A 19,147-nucleotide genomic window follows, 5' to 3' on the forward strand; every position below is an offset into this window, starting at 1 on the left:
TAATACAATTACAAAGGCTGTCTACTGCTTGCTATTGATGGCAACCTTTCCCTATGAACGCACAATTAACCGAAATCATGCGCCTTATCACCAACCTGATCCGCACAGGTGTAGTCACCGAAGTGGACAGGGCAAACTGGCTGTGTCGGGTGAAAACTGGCGACCTCGAAACCAACTGGATTAACTGGCTGACACTGCGCGCGGGCAAATCGCGCACCTGGTGGAAACCGTCTGTGGGTGAGCAGGTTGTGCTGTTCAGCCTTGGCGGCAATCTGGAAACCGCGTTTGCCCTGCCTGCGGTCTACTCAAACCAGTTTCCGCCACCTTCAGGCTCTGAGGACGGCAACGTGACGGAATACCCGGACGGTGGCTGGTTTGAATATGAACCCGCCACCGGGCGCTGGTATGTCAGGGGCATCAAATCAATGGTCATTGAGGCCGCTGACAACATCACCATGAAAACCAGTGAGTTTGTACTGGAGGCTGACCGCACGCGCATTAACAGCGAAGTGGTGATCAATGGTGGCGTTACCCAGGGCGGCGGAGCAATGAGTTCTAACGGGATCGTGGTTGATGCGCATCAGCATACTGGCGTCCTGAAAGGCGGCGACACAACCGGAGGCCCGGTATGACGCTTTATAGCGGGATGAACAATACCAACGGTAAAGCCATTACTGATATTGACCATCTGCGCCAGTCGGTGCGGGACATTCTGCTGACGCCGCAGGGTAGCCGCATTGCCCGTCGGGAATATGGTTCCCTGCTGTCGGCACTGATAGATCAGCCACAAAATCCGGCGTTACGCCTGCAGGTTATGTCGGCTGTGTATGTGGCACTGAGTCGCTGGGAGCCACGGCTGACGCTGGATTCCATCACTATTAACAGCAATTTTGACGGTTCAATGGTGGTGGAGCTGACCGGGCGGCGGAATAACGGTGTGCCTGTGTCCCTTTCAGTATCAACAGGAGCAGAGAATGGCAGTGATTGACCTTTCGCAGTTGCCTGCGCCGCAGATTGTGGATGTGCCGGACTTTGAGACGCTGCTTGCCGAACGCAAGGCCGGATTTGTTGCGCTTCATCCGAAAGATGAGCAGGAAGCAGTGATCCGCACGCTGGAACTGGAATCTGAACCCGTCACCAAATTGCTGCAGGAGAACGCTTACCGTGAGTTGCTTCTGCGCCAGCGCATTAACGAAGCCGCGCAGGCTGTGATGGTGGCTTACGCGATGGGCAGCGATCTTGACCAGCTCGCTGCCAACTACAACGTGAAACGCCTGACGGTGACGCCTGCTGATAATGACGCTGTGCCGCCCGTTGCAGCTGTGATGGAAAGCGATGAAGCGTTACGCCTGCGTGTGCCTGCAGCCTTTGAAGGGCTTTCAGTTGCGGGGCCAACTGCAGCTTATGAATTTCATGCCCGAAGCGCCGACGGTCGGGTGGCGGATGCCAGTGCAACCAGCCCGGCACCTGCAGAGGTGGTGCTGACTGTCCTTAGCCGCGAAGGCGACGGAACTGCAGAAAAAGACCTGCTGGACGTGGTGGAAAAAGCTCTGAACAGTGAGAACGTCCGCCCGGTGGCTGACCGTCTTACGGTTCGCAGCGCAGAAATCATCCCGTATCGCGTGGAAGCCACCATTTTTCTCTATCCTGGACCGGAAGCAGAGCCGGTAATGGCAGCGGCAAAAGCCAGCCTGCAGAAGTACATCGCCAGTCAGACGCGTCTTGGTCGGGATATTCGCCGTAGCGCCATCTTTGCCGCCCTGCATGTTGAGGGTGTGCAGCGTGTGGAGCTGGCTTCTCCTCTGGAGGATGTGGTCCTGAACAAAACACAGGCGGCATCATGTACGCAGTGGAGCGTAACCAACGGAGGAACGGATGAATAGTCTGCTGCCACCGGGTTCAACACCACTGGAGCGCCGACTGGCGCAAACCTGCAGCGGGATTTCTGATCTGCAGGTGCCGCTTCGTGACTTGTGGAATCCGGCAACCTGTCCGGTCAGTTTCCTGCCTTATCTCGCCTGGGCGTTCTCTGTAGATCGCTGGGACGAGGGCTGGACAGAAAGCGTCAAGCGCCAGGTGGTGAAGGATGCTTTTTATATTCATCAGCATAAAGGGACCACCAGTGCCGTGCGGCGGGTGGTGGAGCCGTTCGGCTTTCTGATCCGCATTATTGAGTGGTGGCAGACCGGAGAGGCACCGGGCACGTTTCGCCTGGATATCGGCGTGCAGGACCAGGGTATCACTGAAGATACCTATCTGGAACTTGAGCGACTGATAAGCGATGCCAAACCATGTAGCCGCCACATGATCGGCATGTCCATCAATCTGCAGACCAGCGGCCCGCATTGGGTGGGAGCCGCCAGCTATCTTGGCGAAGAAATCACGATCTATCCGTATATCAACGAAACGATTATTTCCGGTGGCACCGCGCATGAAGGCGGGGCGGTCCATGTTATTGACACAATGAGAGTGAATCCATGAGCACAAAATTTTATACCCTGCTGACGGATATTGGCGCGGCGAAACTTGCCAGCGCCGCCGCGCTCGGTGTGCCGCTAAAAATTACCCATATGGCGGTGGGCGATGGCGGCGGAGTATTGCCAACGCCGGACGCAAAGCAGACGGCACTGGTAAATGAGAAACGCCGGGCTGCGCTGAATATGCTTTATATCGACCCGCAGAACAGCAGCCAGATTATTGCTGAACAGGTGATCCCTGAAAACGAGGGCGGTTGGTGGATACGTGAAGTGGGCTTGTTTGATGAGTCCGGGGCATTGATTGCCGTGGGTAACTGCCCGGAAAGCTATAAGCCGCAACTGGCTGAAGGCAGTGGGCGTACCCAGACCGTGCGCATGGTGCTGATTACCAGCAGTACGGACAATATCATCCTGAAAATCGACCCTGCTGTAGTGCTGGCAACCCGCAAGTATGTGGATGACAAAATATCAGAGCACGAACAGTCACGACGTCACCCGGACGCCTCGCTGACCGCAAAAGGTTTTACTCAGTTAAGCAGTGCGACCAACAGTGAATCCGAAATACTGGCCGCAACACCGAAGGCTGTGAAGGCTGCATATGATCTTGCAGCAGGTAAAGCATCCGCCAGTCACACACACCCGTGGAATCAGATAACAGGTGTACCTGCAGCCTCGCTGACGGTAAAAGGCACCGTGCAACTCAGCAGCGCCACTAACAGCACATCAGAAACGCAGGCTGCCACTCCAAAGGCAGTGAAGGCTGTATATGACCTTGCAGCAGGTAAGGCACCTGTCAGTCACACACACCCGTGGAATCAGATAACGGATGTGCCTGCAGCTTCACTGACGGTAAAAGGCACCGTGCAACTCAGCAGCGCCACTAACAGCACGTCAGAAACGCAGGCTGCCACACCAAAGGCAGTGAAGGCGGCATATGACCTTGCAGCAGGTAAGGCACCTGTCAGTCACACGCACCCGTGGAGCCAGATAACGGATGTGCCTGCAGCTTCACTGACGGTAAAAGGTACCGTGCAACTCAGCAGCGCCACTAACAGCACGTCAGAAACGCAGGCTGCCACACCAAAAGCTGTGAAGGCTGTATATGACCTTGCCAATGGAAAACAACCTGCCGACGCCACACTGACCGCACTGGCAGGCCTTGCCACTGCGGCAGACAAACTACCGTATTTTACGGGGAATGATACAGCCAGCCTGACAACCCTGACTAATGTTGGACGGGATATTCTGGCTAAAACAAGCAAACAGGAGGTTATTCGTTATCTTGGTTTGGGAGATACAAGCGGATACGTGGGACGCCGGCTGAGTACCCGGGCTTTCGCGTCATCAGGTACGTATACCCCATCACCAGAAACAAAACGGATCAGGGTCACAATAACGGGCGGCGGTGGCGGAGGGGGCGGCTGCAAGGCTACATCCAATAATGAAACGTTTTTCGGTGCTGGCGGTGGGGCCGGTGGAACAATAATTTCAATAATGACCCCGACACAGAATAGTTATCCAGTCACTATCGGCGCAGGTGGGGCCGGTGGTGTTAGTGCAACGAACGGCACCAGGGGCGGGAATAGCGTATTCGCATCGTTAATTGCTCCTGGTGGCGAAGGTGGCGGGAAAGTGGGTGTTACAAACACAAACGGCGGTAACGGAGGTGTGCCGAGTACTGGCGATATCCGCATCACTGGTGGAGATGGAGGCGACGGTCAGTCCGGAAATATCGGCGTCAGCGGTGAAGGCGGAACATCGTACTGGGGTGGCGGTGGACGCGCAGGCGCTGGCGGTGGCGTTAGAGGCAGGGCATTTGGTTCAGGCGGAGGTGGTGCATACGATGCAGGTTATAGCGGAACCAGTATGACGGGCGGGAAAGGTGCTGATGGGGTTTGTATTATCGAGGAGTTTGCATAATGAATGCGTCATATGCAGTTATTGAAAATGGGATGGTTGTGAATGTCATTGTCTGGGATGGCGAGGATGAATTCACTGTGCCGGATAATCTGCAGCTCATTAATATTTCTGATATCAGTGAGCAGCCCGGAATCGGCTGGGCGTATTCAGACGGGGTATTTACTGCACCACCCACTCCGGAACGTTCTCATGATGAACTGGTAGCTGACGCTGAACAGAAAAAACAGTCGTTGATAGACGCAGCAATGGTCAATATCAGCGTGATTCAGTTAAAGCTGCAGGCCGGGCGCAAACTGACGCAAGAGGAAACTACCCGACTTAACGTTGTGCTGGATTATATCGAGGCTGTGACGGCAACAGATACCAGCACCGCACCTGATATTATTTGGCCTGTTTTCCCTGCAAGCAGATAAATACCGTCATTTTGTGTGAATAACGGTACAACTGCGCTTAGCTGCTTGTCAGACACAATCACTTCAACATAGGGCGAAGCCTAATCCAATCAGGAGGTTCGCCACTATGGCTCAGGATTACCACCACGGAGTGCGCGTTGTTGAAGTCAACGAAGGCACTCGATCCATTACCACGGTGAGCACCGCCATCGTGGGCATGGTCTGCACGGGCGATGATGCCGATGCAAAAATGTTCCCTCTTAATAAACCCGTGCTAATCACTGATGTGCTTACTGCCAGCGGTAAGGCGGGTGAATCCGGTACGCTGGCCCGCTCGCTGGATGCCATCGCTGACCAGGCAAAACCCGTGACCGTTGTTGTGCGTGTGCCGCAGGGTGAAACGGAAGAAGAAACCACGACCAATATCATCGGCGCAGTGACTGCTGAAGGTAAAAAAACTGGTATGAAAGCCCTGTTATCTGCCCAGTCACAGCTCGGTGTTAAACCGCGCATCCTCGGCGTGCCGGGGCACGATAATAAAGCCGTTGCTACTGAGTTGCTGGGCGTGGCGCAAAGCCTGCGTGGGTTTGCTTACCTGTCAGCGTATGGCTGCAAGACGGTGCAGGAGGCGATCACTTACCGTGAAAACTTCAGTCAGCGTGAAGGGATGCTGATTTGGCCTGACTTTACTGGTTGGGACACGGTGCTGAATGCCGACGCAACGGCATATGCCACCGCCCGTGCGCTTGGTCTGCGTGCCAAAATTGATGAGCAGACAGGGTGGCACAAAAGCCTGTCCAACGTGGGCGTGAACGGTGTCACTGGAATTTCTGCTGATGTGTTCTGGGATCTGCAGGACCCGGCAACTGATGCGGGACTGCTTAACCAGAACGATGTTACCACACTTATCCGCAAAGACGGCTTTCGCTTCTGGGGTTCCCGCTGTCTGAGTGATGACCCACTCTTTGCCTTCGAAAACAACACCCGCACGGCGCAGGTGCTGATGGACACGATGGCAGAAGCGCCAATGTGGGCTGTCGACAAACCGCTGAATCCGTCGCTGGCCCGCGACATTATCGAAGGTATCCGCGCCAAAATGCGCAGCCTGATCAGTCAGGGCTATCTCATTGGTGGCGATTGCTGGCTGGATGAGTCGGTGAACGACAAAGACACTCTGAAAGCTGGAAAACTCACCATCGACTACGACTACACACCAGTGCCGCCACTTGAAAACCTGATGCTGCGTCAGCGCATCACCGATCAGTACCTGGTGAATTTCTCCAGCCAGGTCAGCGCGTAAGGGGACAACATGGCTTTACCACGCAAATTAAAACACCTGAACCTGTTTAATGACGGGAACAACTGGCAGGGGATCGTTGAGTCGCTGACGCTGCCGAAATTCACCCGCAAATATGAGAAGTATCGCGGCGGCGGAATGCCGGGTGCAGTGGATGTTGATCTGGGGCTGGATGACGGCGCACTGGATACGGAATTTTCCATTGGTGGTACTGAACTGCTGCTGTTTAAGCAGATGGGCAAAGCCACGGTGGATGGTATCCAGTTGCGCTTTACCGGCTCTATCCAGCGTGACGATACCGGGGAAGTGCAGGCCGTGGAGCTTGTGGTGCGCGGACGTCACAAAGAAGTGGATTCCGGTGAGTGGAAGACGGGCGAAAGCAACACCACCAAAGTGACCAGTACCAACAGCTACGCGAAGCTGACTATCAATGGTGAGGTGCTCTATGAAGTGGACCTTATCAACATGGTGGAAATTGTGGACGGTGTGGACCTGATGGAAGCGCACCGCAACGCCCTCGGCCTCTGATGTATCTGAACGGCGCGGGATTCCGCGCCAGAACCCAATTTACAGGACAACAAAATGAGCGATAAGCAGACTGAAAAGACTATTCAACTGGATACCCCTATCAAGCGCGGTAAAACGGAAATCACCGAAATTGTGCTGCGTAAACCGCAGTCTGGTGCACTGCGCGGTACACGCCTGCAGGCCATTATGGATATGGATGTGAACGCGATGATGACCGTGATCCCCCGCATCTCCAGCCCGGCACTGACTGCACAGGAAATTGCAGAGATGGACCCGGCAGATCTCACCGCTATGTCGGTTGAGGTTGTCACTTTTTTGTTGAAGAAGTCGGTGCTTGCCGGTTTACCGACAGCCTGACGGTTGACGATCTGGTGGCTGATATCGCCACCATCTTTCACTGGCCGCCATCCGTTACTGACGTTATGCCGCTGACCGAAGTGCTGGAATGGCGGTATAAAGCGATTCAGAGAAGCGGGGCTAACGATGAGTGATAATAACCTGCGCCTGCAGGTCATTCTTAATGCGGTTGACAAACTCACCCGCCCATTCCGTGCTGCACAGGCCAGTTCGAAAGAGCTGGCTGGCGCAATCAGAAACTCCCGTGACGCATTAAAGCAACTCAATCAGGCGGGTAACAGCCTGGAAAAATTTCGCAAGCTGCAGGCCGATAACAAAAAGTTAGGCGACAGGCTGAACTATGCCAGACAGAAGGCAAATTTGCTTAGTTCTGAGCTGGAAGCGATGGAACAACCATCACAACGGCACCTTGTGGCTTTAGGTCGGCAAACACTGGCAGTCCAACGCCTGGAAGAACAACAAAAATATTTGCAGAAGCAAACGGCGCTTGTGCGTGCAGAACTGTACCGGGCGGGAATTTCTGCGAAAGATGATGCGGGAGCAACTGCCCGTTTAGCCCGTGAAACATCACGTTATAACCAGGAACTGTCGAAACAGGAGGCGCGGCTGAAGCGACTGGGGGAAGCTCAGCGCAGGATGAATGCAGCGCGTGCCAGTTATGCCCGTTCGCTGGAGGTGCGCGATCGCATCGCAGGAACCGGAGCCACCACCACGGCGGCAGGGCTGGCAATGGGGACGCCAGTGATGGCGGCAGTAAAAAGCTATACCAGCATGGAAGATGCCATGAAAGGTGTGGCAAAGCAGGTCAATGGTCTGCGTGACGATAATGGCAACCGCACTGCACGTTTTTATGAAATGCAGGATGCCATCAAAGCTGCCAGCGAACAGTTGCCGATGGAAAACGGTGCGGTGGACTTCGCTGCACTGGTTGAAGGTGGTGCGCGTATGAACGTTGCAAACCCTGACGACAGCTGGGAGGACCAGAAACGTGACCTGCTGGCCTTCGCCAGTACGGCAGCAAAGGCGGCAACAGCCTTTGAGCTGCCAGCGGATGAACTGTCAGAAAGTCTGGGGAAAATCGCCCAGCTCTACAAAATCCCTACCCGCAATATTGAACAGCTCGGTGATGCGCTGAACTATCTGGATGATAACGCCATGTCGAAAGGGGCAGACATCATTGATGTCATGCAACGCCTGGGCGGTGTGGCTGATCGTCTGGATTATCGTAAAGCGGCGGCGCTGGGTTCCACCTTCCTGACACTGGGCGCTGCGCCAGAGGTTGCAGCCAGTGCAGCAAACGCGATGGTGCGTGAATTGTCCATTGCCACCATGCAGAGCAAGAGTTTCTTTGAAGGGATGAATCTGCTGAAACTCAATCCTGAAGTGATTGAAAAGCAGATGACGAAGGATGCGATGGGAACCATCCAGCGCGTGCTGGAGAAGGTGAACGCGCTGCCGCAGGATAAGCGCCTGTCTGCCATGACCATGTTGTTTGGTAAAGAGTTTGGCGATGACGCGGCGAAACTGGCAAACAACCTGCCGGAACTGCAGCGCCAGCTAAAACTGACAGCGGGCAATGATGCGCTCGGCTCCATGCAGAAAGAATCCGACATCAACAAAGACTCACTTTCTGCTCAGTGGTTGCTGGTCAAAACCGGAGCGCAGAACACCTTCAGCAGCCTGGGCGAAACGCTGCGCCAGCCGCTGATGGATATTCTGTTCACGGTGAAAAGCGTCACGGGGGCGTTGCGTCGCTGGGTGGAAGCTAACCCGGAACTGACGGGCACACTGATGAAAGCGGCGGCTGTTGTGGCTGCGGTTACCGTGGGCCTCGGCACCTTAGCGGTGGTGTTAGCTGCAGTGCTGGGGCCGCTGGCAGTGATCCGTCTGGGGTTCTCTGTGCTGGGTATCAAAACGTTACCTTCCGTTACGGCAGCAGTAACTCGAACCAGCAGCGCGTTGTCCTGGCTGGCTGGCGCACCACTGGCACTGCTGCGACGCGGGCTTGCTTCATCGGGCCACGCTGCGGGTTTACTTACTGCGCCGTTGTCGTCTTTGCGCCGCACGGCATCACTGACGGGAAATGTCCTGAAAACTGTAGCAGGTGCGCCGGTTGCACTTTTGCGGTCTGGATTATCCGGTTTACGTGCTGTTGCTGTGATGTTTATGAATCCTCTGGCGGTACTGCGTGGTGGACTGGCCGCCGCAGGCACGGTGCTGCGAGTACTGGCATCTGGTCCACTGGCGATGCTGCGCGTTGCCCTGTATGCCGTATCTGGTCTGTTAGGTGCTCTGCTCAGTCCGATAGGTCTTGTGGTTACTGCACTGGCGGGCGTGGCGCTGGTTGTCTGGAAATACTGGCAACCCATCACCGCATTTCTTGGTGGCGTGGTGGAAGGATTCAAAGCGGCGGCAGGTCCCGTCAGTGCAGCATTCGAACCGCTTAAGCCCGTGTTCCAGTGGATTGGCGACAAAGTACAGGCGCTGTGGGGCTGGTTTACTGATCTGCTGACGCCCGTTAAGTCAACCTCTGCCGAACTGCAGAGTGCAGCGGCAATGGGGCGGCGATTCGGGGAGGCACTGGCGGAAGGGCTGAATATGGTCATGCATCCGCTGGACTCCCTGAAATCCGGCGTTTCCTGGTTGCTGGAGAAACTCGGCGTTGTCAGTAAAGAGGCCGCAAAGGCGAAACTACCGGAAAGTGTGACGCGTCAGCAACCTGCGACGGTGAATACAAACGGTAAAGTGATGATGCCATCGGGTGGTTTTCCGTCATGGGGATATGGCTTTGCGGGGATGTATGACAGCGGCGGCTATATCCCGCGCGGGCAGTTTGGCATCGTCGGTGAAAACGGGCCGGAAATTGTTAACGGCCCGGCAAATGTGACCAGCCGGAGAAATACAGCTGCACTGGCTGCCGTTGTTGCCGGAATGATGGGCGTTGCTGCCGCGCCTGCAGAGCTTCCACCGTTGCATCCTTTGGCACTTCCCGCGAAAGGCGGCGAAGCGATGGTGAGTCGTGCAGCCACTGTGCCGCCCGTTTACAGGATTGAGGCACCGACGCAGATCATCATTCAGATGCAGCCAGGACAAAGTGCGCAGGATATTGCGCGGGAGGTGGCACGCCAGCTTGATGAACGTGAACGCAGGCTGAAGGCAAAAGCCAGGAGTAACTACAGCGATCAGGGGGGATACGACGCATGATGATGGTGCTGGGATTGTACGTGTTTATGCTGCGCACCGTTCCGTATCAGGAACTGCAGTATCAACGCAGCTGGCGACATGCGGCAAACAGCCGGGTAAACCGTCGTCCGTCCACGCAGTTTCTGGGACCGGACAACGACATGCTGACGCTTTCTGGTGTTCTTATGCCGGAGATAACGGGCGGCAGGCTGTCGTTGCTGGCTCTGGAGCAGATGGCAGAACAGGGAAAAGCATGGCCCCTGATTGAAGGCAGCGGCACGATTTACGGCATGTATGTGATTGAGGGACTGAATCTGACTAAAACGGAGTTTTTCCGCGACGGTATGCCGCGGCGGATTGAGTTCACCCTGTCGCTCAAACGGGTGGATGAATCCCTGTCCGATATGTTCGGTGATCTCAGTACGCAACTGAATAATCTGCAGGACACGGCAACATCTGCCTTAAGTGATATCAGTAAAACGGTGGGAGGGCTGCTGTCGTGAATTTCAGCTCTGAACTGCTTAACAAAGGCAACAAAACTCCCGCATTCAGCATCAGTATTGAGGGCAGGGATATCACCACTGTGCTGGATAACCGCCTGATGAGGCTGACGCTGACGGATAACCGGGGCTTTGAAGCGGACCAGCTTGATCTGGAGCTGGACGACGCCGATGGAAAAATAGCGCTGCCGCGCCGTGGTGCGGTCATTACGCTGGCGCTGGGCTGGAAGGGGCAGCCGCTTTTCCCGAAAGGGGCATTCACGGTGGACGAGATTGAACACACTGGCGCACCGGACCGCCTGACTATCCGGGCGCGAAGTGCTGATTTTCGTGAAACGCTGAATACCCGCCGTGAAAAGTCGTGGCACAAGACCACTGTCGGGGAAGTGGTCAAGGAAATAGCCGCGCGTCACAAGCTGAAGATGGCACTGGGTAATGACCTGTCGGATAAGCCCGTGGAACATATAGACCAGACTAATGAGAGTGACGGCAGTTTTCTGATGCGGCTGGCGCGCCAGTACGGTGCTATCGCGTCAGTGAAAAATGGCAATCTGTTATTCATCCGACAGGGACAGGGTAAAAGTGCCAGCGGTAAACCACTGCTGGTGATCACTATCACACGTAAGGACGGCGACAGTCACCGCTTTACCCTGGCAGATCGCGGAGCTTACACGGGCGTAATTGCCAGCTGGTTGCATACTCGCGAACCCTCGAAGAAAGAAAGCACCACGGTGAAGCGTAAGCGCAGGACTAAGAAGCAGAAGAAAGAGCCGGAAGCGAAGCAGGGCGATTACCTGGTGGGTACGGATGAAAACGTGCTGGTACTTAATCGCACTTATGCCAACCGGAGCAACGCCGAACGAGCGGCGAAAATGCAGTGGGAACGCCTGCAACGCGGCGTTGCGTCATTCTCGCTACAACTGGCGGAAGGTCGGGCAGATCTCTACACGGAAATGCCAGTGAAAGTCAGTGGCTTTAAACAGCCGATAGATGATGCGGAATGGACCATTACGACTCTGACGCATACCGTCAGCCCGGATAACGGTTTTACGACCAGTCTGGAGCTTGAAGTGAGGATTGATGATTTCGAAATGGAATGATTCTTCGCAATGGAGAACTTTTAAGTTTGCAAAATGGAATAATGCGGTATCATTATTGTGAATTTAGCAAAAATGGGGAGAACTCGAAAAATGATGATTTGCCCACTGTGTGGAAGTGCCGCCCATACTCGCAGCAGTTTTCAGGTATCTTCATTGACCAAAGAGCGTTACAACCAGTGCCAGAATATTAACTGCAGCCATACTTTTGTTACCCATGAAACTTTTGTTCGTTCGATTGCAACGCCAAAAGAGTCAAATCCGGTTCAGCCGCATCCAATGAAATCAGGACAGGTGGCGCTCTCTCTTTGACGCTGCCGCCATTTTGTCGCCATCGTTAAAAAACAGTGCTTCTAACCTCATGATTTTAAATAGAATAAATTTTAGGCAACAAAAAACCCATCAACCTTGAACCGAAATGGCGGGGTTGATGGGCTCCACAAAATGGGGACATCAAAGAAAAGCAGTGGCATTAATTAAGACTGATGCCCTGCGGAAAAGTTCTGCGGTTGTGCAAAAAAATTTCATTTTCAGGGCAACTTCAGTTTTATCCTAATCCTGGCCATACCATGACGATGATTGTCCCTGCCAGCGTCAGCAGGACGTTGGCGATTGCGTAGGTGCCCGCATAGCCCAGCGCAGGGATGTTACTGCGAGCTGTATCACTGATGATCTCCATTGCCGGCGCGCAGGTGCGTGCGCCCATCATTGCGCCGAACAACAGTGCGCGGTTCATTCGCAATACATAAGCACCGAACAAGAAACAGATAACCACGGGCACAAGACTGACAATTAATCCGGCAATCAACATCTGACCGCCAATCGCGCCCAGGCCGTTATTAATACCGCTACCGGCGCTCAGACCAACGCCTGCCATAAACACCATCAAGCCGAACTCTTTCACCATGCTTAATGCACCTTGCGGAATGTAACCGAAGGTCGGGTGGTTAGCACGCATAAAGCCCAGCATAATTCCGGCGAATAACAACCCGGCAGCGTTCCCCATGCCGAAACTGAATGTGCTGAACTGGAAGGTGATCATCCCGATCATCAGCCCAATAACAAAGAAGGCGCAAAATGCCAGCAGGTCAGTGACCTGGCTGTGAATCGAGATAAAGCCGATGCGATCGGCGATGGTTTTTACGCGACGGGCATCACCGCTGACTTGTAAAACGTCACCTTTGTTAAGCACGACGTTGTCATCTATCGGCATCTCAATCTGGCTACGAATGACGCGGTTAAGGAAGCAACCGTGATCGGTCAACTTCAGTTGTGCGAGACGTTTACCTACAGCGTTATGGTTTTTAACGACCACTTCTTCAGTGACGATACGCATGTCGAGAAGGTCACGATCGAAAACTTCTTTACCGTTACGGAAGCTGGGATCGAGTCGGGCATGGGCGTCGGGATAGCCTACCAACGCTATTTCATCGCCCATTTGTAGCACGGCATCACCGTCTGGATTTGCCAGAATCCCGTTACGTCGAATACGTTCAATGTAGCAGCCGGTTTGTCGATAAATACCCAGTTCACGCAGATTTTTGCCGTCGGTCCAGGCCACCAGCTCCGGGCCGACGCGATAGGCGCGGATCACCGGTAAATAAACCTTACGGTTGGCATCAGTGTCCAGGCCACGTTCGCGGGCGATTTGCTGGGCGCTGGTCTGTAAGTCCTGATGCTGCAATTTCGGCAAGTAACGCGCACCAACAATCAAACTCACCAGACCGATTAAATAGGTTAAGGCATACCCGAGGCTCAGATTATCCAGTGCCAGTGAGAGCTGCCTGCTTTCCATGCCGGAATGACGCAGTGTATCGCCAGCACCGACCAGAACCGGTGTCGACGTCATAGAGCCTGCTAACATACCGGCCGTCAGGCCAATATCCCAGCCAAACAGCTTACCTAACCCTAAGGCGATCACCAGCGCACTGCCAACCATCACCAGTGCTAACATTAGGTAATTTTTCCCATCGCGAAAAAAAATGGAAAAAAAGTTCGGTCCGGCTTCGACCCCGACGCAGAAAATAAACAGCATAAAGCCAAGATTAAGCGCATCGGTGTTAATGCTGAAATGTTGTTGGCCTAATAACAGCGATACGACTAAAACGCCAATGGAATTACCCAGTTGGATCGAACCAAGTCGTAACTTTCCGAGACATAGCCCAAGCGCGAGGACCACAAATAATAACAAAATGTAATTCCCATTTAACAATTCGGCGACGTTTATATTCACGGAGGCTAACTTCTTGTTTACTAGTAAGCTGTTGAAAGAAATGGTAATTTACGATAATGTTTTTTACCAGAATTCAGGGCGCAGATTCATTCAGCGCACCTAAACGATAGTAAAGTAACAATATATTTTACTAGTGTAATCACATTAGGTATCAACGGCTATATGAATTGCGTTGGCCTATATTAGCATGGAATGCGAAGCGGCTTTATCTTACTGAACGCCACACTGGCGAAAAATGTGTTCGATAGACGCAGTGTCAGGAGGAACGAGTGAAACATAAACAACGTTGGGCGGGGGCAATCTGCTGTTTTGTCCTCTTCATTGTGGTGTGCCTTTTTCTGGCGACGCACATGAAAGGCGCTTTTCGGGCTGCCGGGCATCCTGAAATCGGCTTGCTATTTTTCATTCTTCCTGGAGCAGTCGCCAGCTTCTTTTCACAGCGTAGAGAAGTCCTGAAACCTCTGTTTGGCGCAATGCTGGCGGCACCCTGTTCGATGCTCATTATGCGGCTGTTTTTTTCACCGACGCGCTCATTCTGGCAAGAGCTGGCATGGTTACTAAGCGCGGTGTTCTGGTGTGCGCTGGGGGCACTGTGTTTCTTATTTATCAGTAGTTTGTTTAAACCACAGCACAGAAAAAATCAGTAAAGCCCTCAACGCGAGGGCTTGTCAGACGATCAGGCGTCCAGATTTTCTTTCACCCATGCAGCAAAATCGGTATAGCCGCCGATATGTTGCTGATCGACAAAAATCTGCGGCACGGTTTCTACGGGTTTACCTGCCTTTTGTTGTAGATCTTCTTTAGTGATCCCTTCCGCACGAATATCTACATACTGATACTGAAAATCATCGCGTTCATTGCTCAATTTCTCAGCCAGATCTTTTGCACGCACACAGTAAGGGCAACCCGAACGACCAAAAATAACGGTTTGCATTATTTCTCTCCTCATAGATTTATGCCTGTAATGATCACGCTAAAATGTATTCGCTGAAAGTAGGTTTAACCTGTTGCATTAATTGCTAAAAGCTATAACTGTTAAACACAATACAGTGAAAAGTTTTAGACTGAAGGCTCACTTTGCAGAGGGAAGCGTATGCGCGCGATCGGTAAATTGCCTAAAGGCGTGTTGATACTGGAATTTATCGGAATGATGCTACTGGCGGTGGCGCTGCTGTCGGTAAGCGACTCCCTGTCGCTGCCTGAGCCATTTTCTCGGCCAGAAGTGCAGATTCTGATGATTTTTCTCGGTGTTTTGCTCATGCTTCCCGCTGCGGTGGTGGTTATTCTTCAGGTGGCAAAACGTCTTGCCCCACAGCTGATGAACCGTCCACCGCAATATTCACGTTCAGAAAGAGAAAAAGATAATGACGCCAACCATTGAACTTATTTGTGGCCATCGCTCCATTCGCCATTTCACTGATGAACCCATTTCCGACGCGCAGTGTGAGGCGATTATTAACAGCGCCCGTGCGACGTCCAGTTCCAGTTTTTTGCAGTGCAGTAGCATTATTCGCATTACTGACAAAGCGTTACGTGAAGAACTGGTGACGCTGACCGGCGGGCAAAAACACGTAGCGCAAGCGGCGGAGTTCTGGGTGTTCTGTGCCGACTTTAACCGCCATTTACAGATCTGTCCGGATGCTCAGCTCGGCCTGGCGGAACAACTGTTGCTCGGTGTCGTTGATACGGCAATGATGGCGCAGAATGCATTAACCGCAGCGGAATCGCTGGGATTGGGCGGGGTATATATCGGCGGCCTGCGCAATAATATTGAAGCGGTGACGAAACTGCTGAAATTACCGCAGCATGTTCTGCCGCTGTTTGGGCTGTGCCTTGGCTGGCCTGCGGATAATCCGGATCTCAAGCCGCGTTTACCGGCCTCCATTTTGGTGCATGAAAACAGCTATCAACCGCTGGATAAAGACGCACTGGCGCAGTATGACGAGCAACTGGCGGAATATTACCTCACCCGTGGCAGCAATAATCGCCGGGATACCTGGAGCGATCATATCCGCCGAACAATCATTAAAGAAAGCCGCCCATTTATTCTGGATTATTTGCACAAACAGGGTTGGGCGACGCGCTAAAACCGCCACGTCGATGTATGATACGCGGGCTTTTGACCAGGTCTGACAGAGAGGTGCAGGGTGAAAATTGCCATATTGTCCCGGGATGGAACGCTCTATTCGTGTAAGCGGCTGCGTGAAGCCGCTATACAGCGCGGTCACCTGGTTGAAATTCTTGATCCGCTTTCTTGCTACATGAACATAAATCCTGCGGCGTCTTCTATTCACTACAAAGGCCGCAAGTTACCCCATTTTGACGCAGTGATCCCGCGTATTGGCACCGCCATTACCTTTTATGGGACGGCGGCACTGCGCCAGTTCGAGATGCTGGGGAGCTATCCGCTCAATGAGTCGGTCGCCATTGCCCGGGCGCGTGACAAATTGCGTTCCATGCAACTGCTGGCGCGTCAGGGCATCGACCTGCCTGTCACGGGCATTGCGCATTCGCCGGATGATACCAGCGATTTAATCGACATGGTCGGTGGTGCGCCGCTGGTGGTCAAGCTGGTTGAAGGCACGCAGGGAATTGGCGTCGTGCTGGCGGAGACGCGTCAGGCGGCGGAAAGCGTGATTGACGCTTTCCGCGGTCTGAACGCGCATATTCTGGTGCAGGAATATATCAAAGAGGCGCAAGGGTGCGATATCCGCTGTCTGGTTGTTGGCGATGAAGTGGTCGCTGCGATTGAACGGCGGGCGAAAGAGGGCGATTTTCGTTCCAATTTGCATCGTGGCGGCGCGGCAAGCGTCGCCAGTATCACACCACAGGAGCGTGAAATCGCGATAAAAGCCGCGCGAACGATGGCGCTGGACGTTGCTGGTGTGGATATTCTGCGTGCTAATCGCGGGCCGTTGGTGATGGAGGTGAATGCGTCGCCGGGGCTGGAAGGAATAGAAAAAACCACCGGTATCGACATCGCGGGTAAAATGATCCGCTGGATCGAACGCCACGCTACGACAGAATATTGCCTGAAAACGGGTGGTTAGTCGCAATCACATTACTGATCATGGTTTTGCCTGCGCTTTTTGCGTAAGCTGTGCCGGTCTTTTTATCGAAAGAGGTTGTACAAAATTATGACATCGCTGGTCGTTCCTGGTCTGGATACGCTGCGTCAATGGCTCGATGACCTGGGGATGAGTTTTTTTGAATGTGATAACTGTCAGGCTCTGCATCTGCCCCATATGCAGAATTTCGACGGTGTCTTTGATGCCAAAATCGATCTGATCGATAACACGATCCTGTTTTCTGCCATGGCGGAAGTCCGACCTTCAGCCGTATTGCCGCTGGCGGCGGATTTATCTGCCATCAATGCCAGTTCGCTGACCGTGAAAGCATTTCTTGATATGCAGGATGATAATCTGCCAAAGCTGGTGGTTTGCCAGTCTTTATCCGTTATGCAGGGCGTAACCTATGAGCAGTTTGCATGGTTCGTGCGTCAGAGCGAAGAGCAGATTTCGATGGTCATTCTTGAAGCTAATGCCCATCAACTGCTGTTACCGACTGACGATGAAGGGCAAAACAACGTTACCGAAAACTATTTTCTCCACTGATAATTCCTTTCGAGCACGCAGTCGCTGCCGCAGTGACTGCGCGCTGCAAAATTATCTGCTGTTTTTAACCTTTTCTTAAAGATTATTTCACTTATCTTGTGTCGATTTGGCTTTATCACATAGAGCAAATACGCATAAAAATTTGTTAAATACCGTTTTTTAATCCGAGCTATAGTCTCAAACCCTGGCTAAAGTTATTCTTGCGATGCTTTTATATAGCGAGCAGTGCTGGCCGGGAGAGAGTTCTCTTTTCTTACACCGCGCCGATAAAAAAATATGCACGTTTATTGCATATCTTTCAGTGTGACAACTTTTGTTCGTTTGTTAACGAACTTTCAGAAGGAAAGAGATATGACCGCCTTAAATAAAAAATGGCTATCGGGTCTGGTTGCGGGTGCTCTGATGGCCGTCTCTGTCGGCACGCTCGCGGCTGAACAAAAAACACTCCACGTTTATAACTGGTCTGATTATATCGCCCCGGACACGGTGGCCAATTTTGAAAAAGAAACCGGTATTAAAGTCGTCTACGATGTTTTCGACTCTAACGAAGTACTGGAAGGCAAATTAATGGCGGGTAGCACCGGCTTTGACTTGGTGGTTCCATCTGCCAGCTTTCTTGAACGCCAGTTGACTGCGGGAGTTTTCCAGCCGCTGGACAAAAGCAAATTGCCGGAGTGGAAGAATCTCGACCCGGAGCTGCTGAAGCTGGTCGCCAAACACGATCCCGACAATAAATTTGCTATGCCCTATATGTGGGCGACGACCGGGATTGGCTATAACGTTGATAAAGTTAAAGCTGTGCTGGGCGAAAACGCGCCCGTCGATAGCTGGGACTTGATCCTCAAACCTGAAAATCTGGAAAAACTGAAAAGCTGCGGTGTCTCTTTCCTGGATGCGCCAGAAGAAGTTTTTGCTACCGTGTTGAATTATCTCGGCAAAGATCCCAACAGCACTAAAGCGGATGATTACACCGGACCGGCAACCGATCTGCTGTTAAAGCTGCGCCCGAACATTCGTTATTTCCATTCATCTCAATACATTAACGACCTGGCAAACGGCGATATTTGCGTCGCTATCGGCTGGGCAGGTGATGTCTGGCAGGCGTCAAACCGCGCGAAGGAAGCGAAGAATGGAGTGAATGTCTCGTTCTCGATTCCAAAAGAAGGGGCGATGGCGTTCTTTGATGTATTCGCCATGCCTGCGGATGCCAAAAACAAAGACGAAGCCTATCAGTTCCTGAATTACCTGCTGCGCCCGGATGTAGTAGCGCATATTTCCGACCATGTGTTCTATGCCAACGCCAATAAAGCAGCCACGCCGCTGGTGAGTGCGGAAGTCCGTGAGAACCCGGGTATTTATCCGCCTGCGGATGTTCGTGCGAAGCTGTTCACTCTGAAAGTGCAGGACCCGAAAATCGACCGTGTGCGCACCCGCGCGTGGACCAAAGTGAAGAGCGGAAAATAATCCGCAGCCTTAGATGCCGGGCGGGCGCACCACACCCGCCGGCAATTCGCACCATCATGGTGCGCTTGCACACATTCAATGCCGG

At 53.1% G+C, this 19,147-nt stretch carries 22 protein-coding genes; 20 read left to right on the forward strand and 2 right to left on the reverse strand.

The genetic code is table 11. From position 1 onward, the window contains the following. Positions 1-53 precede the first annotated feature (53 nt). The 14 genes from FTE26_RS05245 (at position 54) to FTE26_RS05310 (ending at position 12,063) form a co-directional block, all read left to right on the forward strand. Positions 54-632, forward strand: coding sequence for a phage baseplate assembly protein V (locus FTE26_RS05245; protein WP_000993753.1), 579 nt, complete (start codon positions 54-56; stop codon positions 630-632). Beyond that, positions 629-988 carry a GPW/gp25 family protein gene (locus FTE26_RS05250; RefSeq protein ID WP_000177571.1) on the forward strand — a complete coding sequence of 120 codons (360 nt, stop codon included), beginning with the start codon at positions 629-631 and terminating at the stop codon, positions 986-988. The genes FTE26_RS05245 and FTE26_RS05250 overlap by 4 nt, the downstream gene beginning before the upstream one ends. Continuing rightward, positions 975-1,883: a baseplate assembly protein gene (locus FTE26_RS05255; RefSeq protein ID WP_000268315.1), complete on the forward strand. Its 909-nt coding sequence runs from the start codon at positions 975-977 to the stop codon at positions 1,881-1,883. Before FTE26_RS05250 ends, FTE26_RS05255 begins: the two co-directional genes overlap by 14 nt. Continuing rightward, positions 1,876-2,481: a phage tail protein I gene (locus tag FTE26_RS05260; RefSeq protein ID WP_001086820.1), complete on the forward strand. Its 606-nt coding sequence runs from the start codon at positions 1,876-1,878 to the stop codon at positions 2,479-2,481. Before FTE26_RS05255 ends, FTE26_RS05260 begins: the two co-directional genes overlap by 8 nt. Next, complete coding sequence (locus FTE26_RS05265) at positions 2,478-4,397, forward strand: tail fiber protein (RefSeq protein WP_000104780.1); 1,920 nt, start codon at positions 2,478-2,480, stop codon at positions 4,395-4,397. Before FTE26_RS05260 ends, FTE26_RS05265 begins: the two co-directional genes overlap by 4 nt. A 32-nt stretch (positions 4,398-4,429) precedes the next feature. Next, positions 4,430-4,810 carry a tail fiber assembly protein gene (locus FTE26_RS05270; RefSeq protein ID WP_073516341.1) on the forward strand — a complete coding sequence of 127 codons (381 nt, stop codon included), beginning with the start codon at positions 4,430-4,432 and terminating at the stop codon, positions 4,808-4,810. Positions 4,811-4,916: 106 nt separating this feature from the next. Beyond that, positions 4,917-6,089, forward strand: a complete 1,173-nt coding sequence (locus tag FTE26_RS05275) for a phage tail sheath protein (protein ID WP_000046127.1) — start codon at positions 4,917-4,919, stop codon at positions 6,087-6,089. 9 nt (positions 6,090-6,098) lie between these two features. After that, a complete protein-coding gene (locus FTE26_RS05280; RefSeq protein WP_001207656.1) occupies positions 6,099-6,614 on the forward strand; it encodes a phage major tail tube protein in 516 nt (171 codons plus the stop codon). A 54-nt stretch (positions 6,615-6,668) separates the two neighbouring features. After that, the gene (locus FTE26_RS05285) at positions 6,669-6,971 is read left to right on the forward strand and encodes a phage tail assembly protein (protein WP_001281009.1); all 303 of its coding nucleotides are present in this window, start codon (positions 6,669-6,671) and stop codon (positions 6,969-6,971) included. Between the two features lie 14 nt (positions 6,972-6,985). Continuing rightward, positions 6,986-7,105: a GpE family phage tail protein gene (locus FTE26_RS05290; protein WP_000763311.1), complete on the forward strand. Its 120-nt coding sequence runs from the start codon at positions 6,986-6,988 to the stop codon at positions 7,103-7,105. Then, entirely contained in the window at positions 7,098-10,175 is a 3,078-nt protein-coding gene (locus FTE26_RS05295; protein ID WP_001282754.1) for a phage tail tape measure protein, read from the forward strand. Before FTE26_RS05290 ends, FTE26_RS05295 begins: the two co-directional genes overlap by 8 nt. Then, complete coding sequence (locus FTE26_RS05300) at positions 10,172-10,657, forward strand: phage tail protein (RefSeq protein ID WP_000980384.1); 486 nt, start codon at positions 10,172-10,174, stop codon at positions 10,655-10,657. Before FTE26_RS05295 ends, FTE26_RS05300 begins: the two co-directional genes overlap by 4 nt. Further along, positions 10,654-11,754 carry a phage late control D family protein gene (locus FTE26_RS05305; protein ID WP_085674494.1) on the forward strand — a complete coding sequence of 367 codons (1,101 nt, stop codon included), beginning with the start codon at positions 10,654-10,656 and terminating at the stop codon, positions 11,752-11,754. The genes FTE26_RS05300 and FTE26_RS05305 overlap by 4 nt, the downstream gene beginning before the upstream one ends. A 90-nt stretch (positions 11,755-11,844) precedes the next feature. Further along, on the forward strand, positions 11,845-12,063 hold the full coding sequence (locus FTE26_RS05310; protein ID WP_000972391.1) for an ogr/Delta-like zinc finger family protein: 219 nt from the start codon (positions 11,845-11,847) through the stop codon (positions 12,061-12,063). Between the two features lie 235 nt (positions 12,064-12,298). On the opposite strand, the gene FTE26_RS05315 is transcribed toward FTE26_RS05310, so the two are convergent. Continuing rightward, positions 12,299-13,984, reverse strand: coding sequence for an aspartate:alanine antiporter (locus tag FTE26_RS05315; RefSeq protein ID WP_001024876.1), 1,686 nt, complete (start codon positions 13,982-13,984; stop codon positions 12,299-12,301). Between the two features lie 269 nt (positions 13,985-14,253). Between FTE26_RS05315 and FTE26_RS05320 the strand changes: the two genes are divergently transcribed. Next, the gene (locus FTE26_RS05320; protein ID WP_000681108.1) at positions 14,254-14,631 is read left to right on the forward strand and encodes an inner membrane protein YbjM; all 378 of its coding nucleotides are present in this window, start codon (positions 14,254-14,256) and stop codon (positions 14,629-14,631) included. 29 nt (positions 14,632-14,660) lie between these two features. Here FTE26_RS05320 and grxA read toward each other — a convergent pair whose 3' ends face one another. Beyond that, entirely contained in the window at positions 14,661-14,918 is a 258-nt protein-coding gene (gene grxA, locus FTE26_RS05325; protein WP_001195240.1) for a glutaredoxin 1, read from the reverse strand. Between the two features lie 159 nt (positions 14,919-15,077). On the opposite strand from grxA, the gene FTE26_RS05330 reads away from it, so the two are divergent. The 5 genes from FTE26_RS05330 to potF all read left to right on the forward strand — a co-directional run bounded on the left by FTE26_RS05330 (position 15,078) and on the right by potF (position 19,062). After that, a complete protein-coding gene (locus FTE26_RS05330; protein ID WP_001201560.1) occupies positions 15,078-15,365 on the forward strand; it encodes a DUF1418 family protein in 288 nt (95 codons plus the stop codon). After that, entirely contained in the window at positions 15,349-16,071 is a 723-nt protein-coding gene (gene nfsA / locus FTE26_RS05335) for a nitroreductase NfsA (protein WP_000189121.1), read from the forward strand. Before FTE26_RS05330 ends, nfsA begins: the two co-directional genes overlap by 17 nt. Positions 16,072-16,131: 60 nt before the next feature. Next, positions 16,132-17,034 (forward strand): 30S ribosomal protein S6--L-glutamate ligase, encoded by a 903-nt coding sequence (rimK, locus tag FTE26_RS05340; RefSeq protein ID WP_000684321.1) that lies wholly within the window; start codon positions 16,132-16,134, stop codon positions 17,032-17,034. 87 nt (positions 17,035-17,121) lie between these two features. After that, the gene (locus FTE26_RS05345) at positions 17,122-17,598 is read left to right on the forward strand and encodes a YbjN domain-containing protein (protein ID WP_000203025.1); all 477 of its coding nucleotides are present in this window, start codon (positions 17,122-17,124) and stop codon (positions 17,596-17,598) included. Positions 17,599-17,949: 351 nt separating this feature from the next. Then, positions 17,950-19,062, forward strand: coding sequence for a spermidine/putrescine ABC transporter substrate-binding protein PotF (gene potF, locus FTE26_RS05350; protein ID WP_000126091.1), 1,113 nt, complete (start codon positions 17,950-17,952; stop codon positions 19,060-19,062). Positions 19,063-19,147 lie beyond the last annotated feature (85 nt).

The organism is Escherichia sp. S10b, from assembly GCF_028421345.1.
Lineage (GTDB): Bacteria > Pseudomonadota > Gammaproteobacteria > Enterobacterales > Enterobacteriaceae > ECMA0423.